The sequence below is a fragment of the Henriciella marina genome (genome assembly GCF_027213945.1).
GTDB classification, from domain to species: domain Bacteria; phylum Pseudomonadota; class Alphaproteobacteria; order Caulobacterales; family Hyphomonadaceae; genus Henriciella; species Henriciella marina_A.
The window spans coordinates 609,135-620,885 of sequence record NZ_JAPWGW010000001.1; the positions used below are offsets into that span (position 1 = coordinate 609,135).

The 11,751-nt window shown below is 60.3% G+C and carries 14 protein-coding genes; 4 read left to right on the forward strand and 10 right to left on the reverse strand.

The window, feature by feature from the left end; translation table 11 throughout:
• Positions 1-66: 66 nt before the first annotated feature.
• From dapF to O4G74_RS03100, 6 genes are all read right to left on the reverse strand, one after another.
• Entirely contained in the window at positions 67-876 is an 810-nt protein-coding gene (dapF, locus tag O4G74_RS03075) for a diaminopimelate epimerase (protein ID WP_269401195.1), read from the reverse strand.
• A 51-nt stretch (positions 877-927) separates the two neighbouring features.
• Positions 928-1,350 carry a hypothetical protein gene (locus O4G74_RS03080; protein WP_269401196.1) on the reverse strand — a complete coding sequence of 141 codons (423 nt, stop codon included), beginning with the start codon at positions 1,348-1,350 and terminating at the stop codon, positions 928-930.
• 58 nt (positions 1,351-1,408) lie between these two features.
• Complete coding sequence (locus tag O4G74_RS03085) at positions 1,409-2,443, reverse strand: MaoC family dehydratase (RefSeq protein ID WP_269401197.1); 1,035 nt, start codon at positions 2,441-2,443, stop codon at positions 1,409-1,411.
• Between the two features lie 90 nt (positions 2,444-2,533).
• Positions 2,534-2,743 (reverse strand): hypothetical protein, encoded by a 210-nt coding sequence (locus O4G74_RS03090; RefSeq protein ID WP_269401198.1) that lies wholly within the window; start codon positions 2,741-2,743, stop codon positions 2,534-2,536.
• 64 nt (positions 2,744-2,807) lie between these two features.
• Complete coding sequence (locus O4G74_RS03095; RefSeq protein ID WP_269401199.1) at positions 2,808-3,155, reverse strand: ArsC/Spx/MgsR family protein; 348 nt, start codon at positions 3,153-3,155, stop codon at positions 2,808-2,810.
• Between the two features lie 3 nt (positions 3,156-3,158).
• On the reverse strand, positions 3,159-4,043 hold the full coding sequence (locus O4G74_RS03100; RefSeq protein WP_269401200.1) for an HpcH/HpaI aldolase/citrate lyase family protein: 885 nt from the start codon (positions 4,041-4,043) through the stop codon (positions 3,159-3,161).
• A gap of 119 nt (positions 4,044-4,162) precedes the next feature.
• Here O4G74_RS03100 and O4G74_RS03105 point away from each other — a divergent pair, with 119 nt between their 5' ends.
• On the forward strand, positions 4,163-4,672 hold the full coding sequence (locus tag O4G74_RS03105) for a hypothetical protein (RefSeq protein ID WP_269401201.1): 510 nt from the start codon (positions 4,163-4,165) through the stop codon (positions 4,670-4,672).
• On the opposite strand, the gene O4G74_RS03110 is transcribed toward O4G74_RS03105, so the two are convergent.
• Positions 4,669-5,172 carry a DUF302 domain-containing protein gene (locus O4G74_RS03110; protein WP_269401202.1) on the reverse strand — a complete coding sequence of 168 codons (504 nt, stop codon included), beginning with the start codon at positions 5,170-5,172 and terminating at the stop codon, positions 4,669-4,671. The genes O4G74_RS03105 and O4G74_RS03110 overlap by 4 nt on opposite strands.
• An 83-nt stretch (positions 5,173-5,255) precedes the next feature.
• Between O4G74_RS03110 and O4G74_RS03115 the strand changes: the two genes are divergently transcribed.
• Positions 5,256-6,374, forward strand: coding sequence for a serine hydrolase domain-containing protein (locus O4G74_RS03115; RefSeq protein WP_269401203.1), 1,119 nt, complete (start codon positions 5,256-5,258; stop codon positions 6,372-6,374).
• 105 nt (positions 6,375-6,479) lie between these two features.
• On the forward strand, positions 6,480-7,097 hold the full coding sequence (locus tag O4G74_RS03120) for a LysE family translocator (RefSeq protein WP_269401204.1): 618 nt from the start codon (positions 6,480-6,482) through the stop codon (positions 7,095-7,097).
• Positions 7,098-7,220: 123 nt separating this feature from the next.
• Here the strand turns inward: O4G74_RS03120 and rarD are convergent, their stop codons facing one another.
• The 3 genes from rarD to O4G74_RS03135 all read right to left on the reverse strand — a co-directional run bounded on the left by rarD (position 7,221) and on the right by O4G74_RS03135 (position 11,159).
• Positions 7,221-8,132, reverse strand: coding sequence for an EamA family transporter RarD (gene rarD, locus O4G74_RS03125; RefSeq protein WP_269401205.1), 912 nt, complete (start codon positions 8,130-8,132; stop codon positions 7,221-7,223).
• Positions 8,133-8,407: 275 nt separating this feature from the next.
• Complete coding sequence (locus O4G74_RS03130) at positions 8,408-10,042, reverse strand: M28 family metallopeptidase (protein WP_269401206.1); 1,635 nt, start codon at positions 10,040-10,042, stop codon at positions 8,408-8,410.
• A 97-nt stretch (positions 10,043-10,139) separates the two neighbouring features.
• The gene (locus tag O4G74_RS03135; RefSeq protein ID WP_269401207.1) at positions 10,140-11,159 is read right to left on the reverse strand and encodes an aspartate-semialdehyde dehydrogenase; all 1,020 of its coding nucleotides are present in this window, start codon (positions 11,157-11,159) and stop codon (positions 10,140-10,142) included.
• Between the two features lie 197 nt (positions 11,160-11,356).
• Here O4G74_RS03135 and O4G74_RS03140 point away from each other — a divergent pair, with 197 nt between their 5' ends.
• Positions 11,357-11,728: a nuclear transport factor 2 family protein gene (locus O4G74_RS03140; RefSeq protein WP_269401208.1), complete on the forward strand. Its 372-nt coding sequence runs from the start codon at positions 11,357-11,359 to the stop codon at positions 11,726-11,728.
• Positions 11,729-11,751 lie beyond the last annotated feature (23 nt).

Consider the following 11,751-nt stretch of genomic DNA (forward strand, 5'->3'; position numbering starts at 1 on the left):
GCCACATCGCGCCGAATGCCCGGTAAATCAAGGTTTCGCGGGCAGGCACGGGCCTTTGGCGGCGGCCTAAAGGTCGAAACTCATCTCGACTTCCACGGGCCCCGTCATCATGACGCGGTTGTCGCTTTCCCGCCATTCTATGATGAGGTCGCCGCCATCAAGGATCATGCGCGCCTTGCGTTCGGTCTTCCCGCCCCGCGCGGCGCACACCAGCGCGGCGCACGCACCAGTGCCGCACGCCTTGGTAAGGCCGGCGCCTCGCTCCCAGACCCGGAGCCGGATCGTCTCGCGATCAATGATCTGTGCAAAGCCGACATTGGTGCCCTCAGGGAATAGCGGATGCCATTCAACCAGCGGGCCGATCTGGGGGATATTGTAGACGTCCACATCCTCGACGAAGAAGACCGCATGCGGATTGCCCATCGACACAACGGCGGGCTTTGAGAGGTATGGATTGTCCATCGGCCCGATACGCACGTCGACGCCGCGCACATCCATTTTTTCCGAGAGCGGGATGTCTTCCCAGTCCATGCGCGGCTTGCCCATATCGACCGTGACGAGGCCGTTCCCGGCGCGCATACCCTTAAGCAGGTCGGCAGACGTGCGAATCGAGACGCTGTCTGACCCGGCTTCCTCCAGCAGAAGGTGCGCGACAGCGCGCGTCCCGTTCCCGCAGGCGCCGACTTCTTCGCCAGACGAATTCCAGATGCGCAGGAAAGCGTCGGATGAGGCATCCTTCTCGATCGCCATGACCTGATCGGCCTTCATTTCGGCTGCGATGCTGCGGATCTTGTCTGTATCGGGCGCAAAAGCCTGCTGGCGCGCGTCAAAGACCGCGAACGCATTGCCTGCCCCATTCATCTTCCAGACTTTCATGGTCCGCTATGTAGGCGCGAAAGGCGCGAAGCGAAAGCGCCTGATTCTCGCCTAGACCTGCCTTGGCAGCTGATAGGCGAGGACCCATCCTGAAATCTGGACCAGTGCGGCCGTGATCACGAGGCCATCCATGAGCGCGTGCTGCCAGAAGAAGGACAGGACGACGACGCCTATACAGGTCCAGTCGACCCGGTCGTCACTAATGAGATAGCCGGGAAAGCGGCGCTCTCGGGCGATCTGTTTCAGGGTTATCCCCTGCCACATGCGGTTCATGGTGGGCGGGCCGAACACATCCTGAAGGACGCGCGGGTCCTGAATCCCGGTCAGCTCACAAAGGATGGCCGCATCCACGACGCCGCCCTCGACCTGCTGCTTGCGGGTCATCGTGCTCAGCAGGCTTGCGAGCGCAGACAGCAGGATCGCAATGGCGGTCGCAACATAAGCGACGCCATCAAAGCCGGGAACGCCGCCCATATCAGGCCCCTCGCTCAGTGTTTTGTGGAGTGCGGAGGGGTGATCCGGTCATGGCTGCCTATCTGGGGATCGCGGCCCAGTAATCAAAGTCCAGAAGGACATCGGCGTGATACTTGCCGTCCTCGCCCTTGAGCGGGAAGTCACTGCACGGGTGGTTCTTGGTCGCGAGGAGGCGCAGGCGTAGCGCGCCGGTGCCGTCAGAGAGCTCAGCCTTGTCGAGGACTTCCGACCAGCCATAAACCGTGTCGCCCGCAAAGAGTGGGCCTGCATGCGTACCGGCATTGATGGCCAGCATCTGGGCGGCGCTTTCCAGGCCATTGAAGGACAGGGCGCGCGCAATCGAGATCACGACACCGCCATAAATGAGGCGCTTGCCGAAGCGGCTGCCCACCTGTGCATGCGCGTCGAAATGAACTTTGGCGGTATTCTGGTAGAGGCGCGTGGCGGTCTGGTGCTCAGCTTCTTCGACCGTCATGCCGTCGACATGGTCAATCTTCTCACCGACCTGGTAGTCGTCATAGCGCCAGCTGGATCCGGCCAGCGCACTGTTCCAGTCAGTGTAGTTCGGTGCGACAAGGTCAGACGCAGCGACCGCTTCGGGAAGGTCCGGTGCTGTAACATCTGGTGCAGGACTGGATGGGTCCTTCTTGTGGACCATGACCCAGCGCACATAGGAGAGAACTGTTTCGCCGCGCTGGTTTTCACCGCGCGTGCGCACCCACACCACACCCGTCTTGCCGTTGGAGTTTTCCTTGACGCCGATGACTTCGGAAATCGCCGTCAGCGTATCGCCCGGATACACCGTCTTCAGGAATTTGCCGTCGGCATAGCCAAGATTGGCGACCGCGTTGAGAGAAATGTCCGGCACTGTCTTGCCGAAAACGACATGAAAGGCGAGCAGCGGATCAATCGGCAGGGCGTCAAAGCCATTGGCTGTCGCAAAGGTCTCAGCCGAATAGAGCGCGTGGCGGCTGCCGGTGAGGGCGCGATAGAGCGAGATGTCGCCGGTAGAGACGGTCAGCGGAGTCGCATGGACAAGCTCCATGCCCGGCTTGAAATCTTCGAAATAATGGCCCGGATTCGATTTGGTCATGTCGCCCTCTAAGCTTTGCTGAGGGCGCAGCGGCGCGCAGTGCACGCCTGTCTTGGCCCCGTCAATTCATACGGGGACCAGTTGCACCGGCTAGACCCTTGAGATCAAGGCCGGATCTTGTCCCGGAAGAAGGATGGCGAGAATAATTGCGCCGACCAGGAACAGGCTGATCATCCGGGCATCGCCGCGGCGGATCAGATCGCGAAAGCCATCAGGGCCATAAGCGATAAAGTGCGGCCCAAAGAAAAGGGCGGCAGCGAGGGCGAGAAACGCGAAAGCGATTAGAACGAAGAAGCTCATAGCCGCCATTGATAACGCGGCTGGTTGAACATCCCGCTCCCGATTTCGATCAAATTTGATCTATTCAGGTAATCTCGAGCAGTTTTTCGATTGGCCGGCCAAGTACGGCTTTGTCGCCCTTGATGCCGATAGGGCGCTGGATAAGCTTTGGGTTTTCGACCATCGCCTTGAACAGGTCCTCGTCGCTCATCGACGTTGGAATGTCGAATTTCTGGGCGTCCTTGTCGCGCAGGAATTCACGGGGGGAGACACCGCCCATCTTCTGCGCGATCTCTTTCAGATCCGCGACACTCAGCGCTTCGCCTGCATTCATGTATTTGCGAATTTCTGGCTGAATCCCGTTTTCCTGCAGCAGGGCGAGGCCTTTGCGGGAGGTGGAGCAGCCGGTGTGGTGGAGAAGTGTGTAGGTCATTGCTCAGTTCGCCTCCATCGCCTTGATCGCCTCGTTAACTGCGACGATACGCTTGGCTTCTTCAAGATGCAGAAGCTCCGTCATCTTGCCATTAACCTTGAGCACGCCCTTGCCTTTGTTGGCCGGGTCGGCAAAGGCGTCGATCACGTCCTTTGCCTGCGCCACATCGGCTTCGGCGGGCGCGAAGATCTCGTTCGTGACCTCGATCTGACTTGGGTGGATCAGCGTCTTGCCATCAAAACCCAGAAGTCGGCCCTGACGCACTTCGGCTTCGAGGCCTTCGGCGTTCGAAATGTCATTGTACACGCCATCGATTGCGATGATGTCATAGGCGCGCGCCGCGGCGAGCGTCAGGCCAAAGAATGTCTGGAATGCTGTGCGTGCGGGATCGTTCACGGCGCGCAGCTCCTTGGCGATGTCATTGGTGCCCATCACGAAGGCGGCCAGGCGTGTGCGGCCAGCCGCCTCTGCGATATCCTTAATATTTAGGATGGCCTTCGGCATCTCGATCATGACCCAGAGGCCAAGCTCCTTGGGGGCGCCCGCACGTGACAGCGCATTGTCCAGCCGGTCGATATCGCCGCCATCAATGACTTTTGGTGCCAGAATGGCATCAGGGCCAGCCTCGACAGCCGCGCTCAGATCATCGAGGCCCCATTCGGTATCAAGTCCATTGATCCGGATCACGACCTCGCGCTGACCATACCCACCAGCATTCACTGCGTCACAGACAGTCTTGCGGGCTTCAAGCTTTGCGTCCGGCGCGACGGCGTCCTCAAGGTCGAGGATGACCGCATCTGCAGCGAGCGACTTTGCCTTTTCGAGCGCGCGGGCATTGGCGCCCGGCATATAGAGACAGGAGCGGCGGGGACGATTGGCGCTGGACATGGGATGGCTCCGAATTGGTTTCAGTCGACGCCGCTTGTACAGGCTGCAACATCGACATGACAACCAGTTGCGGGCCTGCCACGTAGAAGCAGGACAACAGGCTTTTTCAAAGGTGTCTCATGAGAACGATTGCTGCCCTCATCATTGCAGCTTCGGCGGCGATGACCGCAATGGCCGAACCCATCACGTTGCGCGAGGCGATGCAGGAGTTTCGCAATCGGGGCGCCGCGCAGGTCGAAGGCGTGCTGTTGCACGGCGTGCCGGTCATAAAGGGCACCATTGAGGAGCAGGCCTTCACCGCCTCCATGTTTCAGTGCGATGTGCCTGACTATGCCTGCCGCGTGGTGATCGCGCGCAGCTGTGTCGACATGATGTCGACCGGCGCTGGCGAGGCGCTGGAGCTGGCCAACACCTATAATCTGCAGCGTGAGCCGCGTGGATATGCGCTGGTCAGTCGGGCCTCAAACGGCAGTGCCTCGCTCTGCGTTCAGTCGCGCTATGACCTTGGCGGTGAGAATGTCTTCAATATGAGCGAGACATTCGAGTGGCGCGAAACCGTGGCCGAGTTCTCTGAATTCCTCGAGAAGGCCCGCCGTTCTGCGGTCGCGCGCAACCTGCTTGCCAACTAGCCTATCGCTTCGGCGACTATGCCGGACAGCGTGTCTTCGATCTTGCCCGCGTTCACGCTGTCGGGGGCCACGCCGTATTGATTGAGGAGCGCACCGATGTCCTGACGCAGGACCTGCACGCCGCTACTCGTTTCGATGACGAGGATCTTCATCGGAAGCTCCATTCCGAGCGCCGGGTTGGCCTGCATCAGCGGCGTTCCAGCTTTCGGATTGCCGAAGATGAAAAGCGTCGACGGTGCAAGCTCCAGCCCCGAATCCGCCGCGCCTTTCGAATGCTCGACCATGGCGAAGATGGTCAGCGGGCGTTTCTCGAGGGCGGCACGAAGCTTAGAAACCGTTGCGGCGAAATCGTTTGCGCTGTCTTCGGCGATGAGGGCCTGGGCAGCGGGTTGATCGGCAAGCTCAGGAGAGATCACCGGCTGGTTCTGCGTTATGCCGGTCTGGCAGGCGCTGAGTGAGACAGCTGCGATTGCGGCGGCAGCGAGAAGTGCTTGTTTCATCTGGGGTCCCTGTTTTCCATCTTGAACCTTCGCAACGCGCGGCGGAGTGCTTACGTTCAGCACTAAGCAAAGAGGAGCAGGCGATGAGCGACATCCGGGGCCACGTGGCGAGCGGTTTTGAGCCTGTCCGAGACGTTTTCGCCGAAACTTTCGAGGCCGGTGAGGAGCTTGGCGCGGGCTTCAGCGCCATTCTGGACGGTGAGGTCGTTGTCGACATTCAGGGTGGGAAAACCTCTCGCGCCGGCGACAGGGACTGGGACGAGACGACCATTGTGCCTGTTTATTCAACGACAAAGGGCGTTTCTGCGCTCGTGATCGCTTCCATTATCGGCGATCTGAATGACGGCTACGAGACCCCTGTTGCAGAGGTCTGGCCCGAGTTTGCAGCCGCCGGGAAAGGCGATGTCACGATCGGGCAGTTGCTCTCGCATCAGGCCGGTCTGGTTGGATTTGCGGAGCCGATTGACCCCGATCTCTGGCTCGACCCGGATGGGCTGGCCGCCGCCCTGGCAGAGCTCGAACCGCTTTGGGAACCGGGGACGGCGCATGGCTATCACCCGTCTACGTGGGGGTATCTGGCGGGAGAAATCGTCAAACGGATCACCGGGCGTACGCTCGGTACCATATTGAGAGAGGATTTCTGCGCGCCTGCCGGGGTTGATTTCCAGATCGGCCTGCCGCCGGAAGACGATGACCGGGTCGCCGAGCTCCAGCGGCCGCGTGAGATGCCAAAACTGGGCGAAATCAATGCATTCAGGAAGGTCGCCTTCCTCACCAAATGGTCATCGCCTAGCCGCACGGGCAGTGAGTGGCGCCGCATGGAGCAGCCAGCCGCCAATGGGCATGGCACCGCCAAGGCGGTCGCGCAGCTCTATGGGATCTATGCGAATGGCGGCAAGCATGGCGACAAGCAACTGATTCCAGAAGACTCTTTCCGGGAGCTGACACGCCGCCGGGTGATCGGCGATGACTTGGTGCTTCCCTTCGTGACGGAGTTCGCAGCCGGAGTGATGCGCAATAATTTGGGCATCTATGGACCGAACCCTGAAACGCTAGCGCATTCTGGCTGGGGTGGGTCGCTCGCGCTTGGAGATCCGGACCGCCACCTGTCGGCGGCCTATGTCATGAACAAACAGTCGAGCCATCTGCAGGGCGATCCGCGCGCGCGGCGCCTGGTGGATGCACTGTATGGCTGCCTGTAGGAAACTTCCGGGGTTTCCCTTATGAATCTCGGTGCACTGATGGTGCATGGGCGGTGTTTTTCGTGGTGTTTTTGAGAACGCTGCGAAAATAGCCGGGGACAAGACATGTTGAGCGAGATGAACTGGCTCGCCTTTCTGGGCGCGATGGCTCTGGTTGAGCTGACCCCCGGCCCGAATATGGGCTGGTTGACCGCGCTCGCCGCGCAGCAGGGCCGCCGGGTCGGCTTCATGGCGGTGGCCGGCATTACGCTTGGCCTTGCCGTCCAGCTGGTTCTGGCGGCGACGGGCTTTTCTGCTTTCATCGCGGGCAACCAGCTCGTCTATGAGGTGCTGCGCTGGGCGGGCATCGCCTTCATGCTCTACCTGGCACTGGAAGCGTGGCGCGAAACGGGCGAGAGCTCGCCCGGTCAGGCAAAAGCGCTCGAAGGCTTCAGGCGCGGCTTCATCGCCAATCTACTGAACCCCAAGGCGCTGGTGTTCTATATCGCCGTGGTCACGCAGTTTGCGGGTGAGGGCGACAAGGCGCCATCGACCGGACAGATTTTGATATTAGGCAGCCTGCATATCCTGGTGGCCACCCTCGTCCATGTCGCCCTCGTCATGATGGGCGCAAGGCTGGGCGGTCAAATCGCCCGCTACCGTCAGTCGGCAAAGGTAAGGGCCGCTTTCGCACTTGCGCTTATCGGCATTGCGATCTGGATGGGCGTTACATCGCAGCGCTGACGCTCGCCTCGCAGGGGACGTGGCATGCAGTTTGCTAACGTAAGAGGCGAACCGGACCTCCATCCTGATTCACATGCAAAGACCTCTGACCGGCGTTGCTTGACTAGCGCCGGTCTTTTTTTGCTACTCAGCCAGCCTGGCAGCGCGCGCGAGACGACGCGATTTGCGTTCGCGCAAGACGCTGTCGAGCGTGAAGACCAGGAGCGCGGTCCAGATCAGGCCGAACGCAACGGCATCGACAGGGCCGAACGGTTCGCGGAAGATTACGACAGCGATCAGGAATTGCAGCGTCGGCGTCAGGTATTGCATCATCCCAATCGTCGCGAGCTTCAGCCGTTTGGCCGCAAGCGCGAAGAGGATCAGCGGCACAGCCGTGATGGGCCCAGCAAGAGGAATGAGCCAATCAAGCGCAATGCCGTCGCCCATCCAGCCGCCGTCCGGCGTCTGCTGAAACCAGCTGAGCCAGATGAAAGCGACTGGGAAGAGAAGCGCAGTCTCGATTGCGAACCCAATTCGGCTGTCGACACTTACCGTCTTCCGCACAGCGCCGTAGGCGGCAAAGCTGAAACAGAGAACAAGAGACACCCAGGGCAGGCGCCCAAGCTCCCAGGTGAGGACAGCAACACCGCAAGCCGCGATGGCAATTGCGATCCACTGGGCGCGGCGCAACGTCTCTGAAAAGAAGATCATGCCAAGAAGCACGCTCACCAGCGGGTTGATGAAATAGCCAAGGCTTGCCTCGGTAACCCGCTCGGCTGAAACCGCCCAGATGTAGAGAAGCCAGTTGGTCGCGATCAGCCCGGCAGATATGGAGAGATAGAGCATGCGCCGGGGTGTTAGCGCGCCGCGCAGGTCCCGCCATCGCCGGGCAATCGCGATGAAGATCAGCGCGGTTGGCAGGCCCCAGAGGATACGATGGGCCAGCATTTCAAACGGCCCGACATGATCGAGCAGCCGGAAATAGAGCGGCAGCCCACCCCAGATAAGGTAGGCGCCGAATCCGCAAGTGAGGCCAAGGCGCAGTTCGCTCGTCATTCGCGGCACCTAATGCGGCGCGCGGTTCGCCGCCACCTGAATCTTGTGTTTCGTCCGGCTAATTGCGCATGCCTCTTATGCCGGTGAATGAAAACACCGCCTCGGCCTGGCCGCGGCGGTGCTGTCAAATGGTGCGGGAACTCGGTTTTTGATGCCGTCACCCCGCCGAAAGGTGGGGCCGATGGCGGTTGAGAACGACCCCCCGGTCGCCATGGGTCCCAGCTTTCGCTGGGAAGGCGGAATTATGCAGGCTGGGGCTCGGTAAGCCGAGGCCCTTATTCGCCGGCTCCAGCGAACATATCACCGAAGAAGTCGCCTTCATTCCAGCCTGGACGTTCTTCCATATTGGCGACGCTGCGGGCGATGTCGGCTTTGACGCCGGCGAAGCGGGCGAGCGCGTTGAAGTTCAGCTGGTCGGCTTCATCGGATGGGCGGTGATAGTCTTCGGCGAGGAATTTCGCCTGGGCTTCGCCGCCGCCATTGGCGTGGCCGGGCACGAGATAGGTCGCCGGGACGCCCTGTTTCACCCAGCTATAATGGTCTGAGCGTGTAAAAAGACCGAGATCCGGGTTCGGATCAGGGCTGAGCGTCAGGCCAGCGTCTTCTACGGCGGCTTTCACCGGCTCATACAAATTGGAGCGCTCCGTGCCGAAGGCGACGACGTCTTCAAATTCATAGGTCATGATCGGCATGTCGAGATTGACGTTCGCGACTACGCCCTCGGCCGGAACAGTCGGGAAACGAGCATAATAGTCAGAGCCGACCAGGCCTTTTTCCTCTGCCGTCACCGCAACGAAGACAACGCTGCGCTGAGGCGGGTCGAGGGCGAGAAGGCGGGCCACTTCCAGAAGAGCCGATGTGCCGGAGGCATTATCCATCGCGCCATTGAAGAGCGTGTCCTCAGTTTCGTTGAAGCTCGGCTTCTTGCCTTCATGATCGAGGTGAGCCGAGAGCACGACATACTCACTGGCAAGCATTTCATCCGTACCGGGCAGGATGGCGGCAACGTTCGGGCTGGTAATCTCTTCGTGCGTGCTGTTGGCTTCAATGCGGAGGGTGAGGCCGAGCTCAAAAGGCGCGGTGCCTGTGACCGTTTCTTCCACAAGTGCGTCATAGTCGCGGCCAGCGGCTTCGATCAGCTTCTTGGCGCCCGCAATGCTCATCGTCGCTGCAGCCTTGAGGTTTGGCGCACTTGAATGGGCGTTGCCGTCGGCATCGACCCAGGTCATCGAGGCGCGGCCCATGCGTGCCATGGCGGCGCGTCTCTCGAAGGAATAACGCTCCTGTGCGACGGGGTGGTAGAGGGTGATCACGCCCACCGCGCCAGCTTCGGAAAGGCGCTGGTAGCTGGTCGAGGAATAGTGCGCGCGCTCTTCGGTGTTGAGGTCGCTCGGCGCATCGCGGAAGATCACGGCAATCTTGCCGTCCAGGTCGACGCCTTCAAAGTCATTCCGGCTGCCATCCGGCGCGATGAAGCCATAGCCGACGAAGACGGCTGGCGCTTCGACCAGGCCTTCTTCGACCTGCGAGGAGGCGGAGATGAGATAGTCGCTGCCCAGCTCGAGGGCCAGGTCCGCGCCATCGGTCACGGCCAGGCTTTGCGGCGCCGATTGGTCGAGCTGATAGCGAAAGAGCGGGACCTGCTGCATATAGTTGTCGTCATCGCCGCCGGGCTGGAGGCCATAGGCGCGGAACTGTTCGGCCACATAGAGCGCAGCGATGTCATAGCCGCGCGTGCCAGCCTCGCGGCCCTCCAGAAGGTCATCGGCGAGGAAGCGGACATGGGCTTCGACCTTCTCGGCCGACGCGGTGTCCGGTGCGGCGGCGGCGTGGGCCTCTTCAGGAATGCTTGGATTGCAGGCGGTGAGCGCGAGCGCGGCCAGAAGGCCCGTGGCGGCAACGAATTTCATTAAAAAACCCCAGCTTTGTCAGATCGCTGAAAGATCGGACAAAGCTGGGGCCAAGGCAAGCTGCCTGCGGTAATTGCCGCAGCTGCTCGCCCGCGTTCTAGGCGCTTAGCACGCCGCGTTTGATTAGCTCTTCAGCGATCTGAACGGTATTGAGGGCCGCGCCCTTGCGGAGGTTGTCGGCAACCACCCAGAGCGACAGGCCGTGTTCGACCGTGTTGTCGACGCGGATACGCGAGACGAAAGTGTCCCATTCGCCCTTGCACTCAACCGGCGTGATATACTGGTCTTCTTCGGGGTTATCGATGACCTGCACGCCATCGAAATTGCGGAGCGCCTCGCGCGCCTGTTCGGGCGTAATCGCTTCCTCAAACTCAATGTTCACGCTCTCGGAGTGACCAACAAAGACCGGCACGCGCACACAGGTCACGGTGACCTTGATTTCCGGATCGATCATCTTGTGGGTCTCGTTCCACATCTTGGCTTCTTCGTCGGTGAAGCCGTCTTCGCGGAAAGAGCCGATCATCGGGATTACGTTAAAGGCGATCTGGCGTGGATATTCTTCAGGTTCCGGCGCATCGTTCACGAAGATACCCTTGGTCTGGTTCCAGAGCTCGTCCATGCCGGACTTGCCTGAGCCGGACACCGACTGATAGGTCGAGACGACAACGCGCTTGATCTTTGCCGCATCATGAAGCGGCTTCAGCGCCATGACGAGCTGCGCTGTGGAGCAGTTCGGATTGGCAATGATCATCTTCTTGTCATAGCCAAGCACGTCTTCGCCGTTCACTTCGGGCACGACGAGCGGAACATCCGGGTCCATGCGCCAGGCAGACGAGTTGTCGATGACGATCGCACCCTGCTTGCCAATCTTCTCGGCCCATTCTTTCGACAGCGTGCCGCCAGCCGACATGAGGACCACGTCGACCTTGGAGAAATCGAAATCGTCCAGCACTTCGCATTTCAGGGTCTTGTCGCCATAGCTGACTTCGCGGCCTTTCGAGCGGCGCGAGGCGAGCGCATGAACTTCAGCCGCGGGGAAATCGCGCTCGTCCATGATGTTGAGAAGTTCGCGGCCCACATTACCGGTGGCGCCAACGATTGCGACTTTGATAGCCATAATTTTTCCTTTCGCGATGCCCGCTCATTTAACGCCAAGCGAGCTTTCGTCCAATCAGATGATTAGCCACTGGACGGATCACAGCATTTCGATGGAAAGAGCGCCCAGCCAGCCTTGATTTGAAAAGCATGTAATGCACGACTGGGGCGGATTCAGGGTGGGAGCTGCAATCACTCTGTGATGAGAGGTAAAACACCGTGATCGAAGACCTGATCGGCCAGTATGTCCGCAGCTATAATGCGCGCGACATCGAAGGCATGCTCGACTGCGTGACTGAAGACGTGGTGTTTGAAAACATCTCCAATCACGGCCAGACGATGAAGTTCGAGGGACGCGGCAAGATGCGGGAGGTGGCCGAACTGTCTGGCCGCGCTTTCTCCTACCGCCGGCAAAAACTGATCAGCCTCACCATTGGCGAAGGGCGCGCGGCTGCAGAGATCGAGTTCGAGGGTAAGGCTGCGGTGGATCTGCCAAATGGATGCAAGGCAGGCGAAACGCTCAAGATTCGCGGGGCGAGCTTCTTTGAGTTTCGCGGCCAGCTGATGTGCAGGATTGCGGATTATAGTTGAGGGGAGGCCAGTCGCCGCTCGTG

What these genes read in the sequence shown, in the direction of transcription:
- O4G74_RS03135 (WP_269401207.1), bottom strand. Translation starts at nt 11,159, where the DNA reads ATGGCTATCAAAGTCGCAATCGTTGGCGCCACCGGTAATGTGGGCCGC.
- O4G74_RS03120 (WP_269401204.1), top strand. Translation starts at nt 6,480, where the DNA reads ATGTTGAGCGAGATGAACTGGCTCGCCTTTCTGGGCGCGATGGCTCTG.
- O4G74_RS03080 (WP_269401196.1), bottom strand. Translation starts at nt 1,350, where the DNA reads ATGGGCGGCGTTCCCGGCTTTGATGGCGTCGCTTATGTTGCGACCGCC.
- rarD (WP_269401205.1), bottom strand. Translation starts at nt 8,132, where the DNA reads ATGACGAGCGAACTGCGCCTTGGCCTCACTTGCGGATTCGGCGCCTAC.
- O4G74_RS03115 (WP_269401203.1), top strand. Translation starts at nt 5,256, where the DNA reads ATGAGCGACATCCGGGGCCACGTGGCGAGCGGTTTTGAGCCTGTCCGA.
- O4G74_RS03105 (WP_269401201.1), top strand. Translation starts at nt 4,163, where the DNA reads ATGAGAACGATTGCTGCCCTCATCATTGCAGCTTCGGCGGCGATGACC.
- O4G74_RS03130 (WP_269401206.1), bottom strand. Translation starts at nt 10,042, where the DNA reads ATGAAATTCGTTGCCGCCACGGGCCTTCTGGCCGCGCTCGCGCTCACC.
- O4G74_RS03085 (WP_269401197.1), bottom strand. Translation starts at nt 2,443, where the DNA reads ATGACCAAATCGAATCCGGGCCATTATTTCGAAGATTTCAAGCCGGGC.
- O4G74_RS03110 (WP_269401202.1), bottom strand. Translation starts at nt 5,172, where the DNA reads ATGAAACAAGCACTTCTCGCTGCCGCCGCAATCGCAGCTGTCTCACTC.
- O4G74_RS03100 (WP_269401200.1), bottom strand. Translation starts at nt 4,043, where the DNA reads ATGTCCAGCGCCAATCGTCCCCGCCGCTCCTGTCTCTATATGCCGGGC.
- O4G74_RS03090 (WP_269401198.1), bottom strand. Translation starts at nt 2,743, where the DNA reads ATGAGCTTCTTCGTTCTAATCGCTTTCGCGTTTCTCGCCCTCGCTGCC.
- O4G74_RS03095 (WP_269401199.1), bottom strand. Translation starts at nt 3,155, where the DNA reads ATGACCTACACACTTCTCCACCACACCGGCTGCTCCACCTCCCGCAAA.
- dapF (WP_269401195.1), bottom strand. Translation starts at nt 876, where the DNA reads ATGAAAGTCTGGAAGATGAATGGGGCAGGCAATGCGTTCGCGGTCTTT.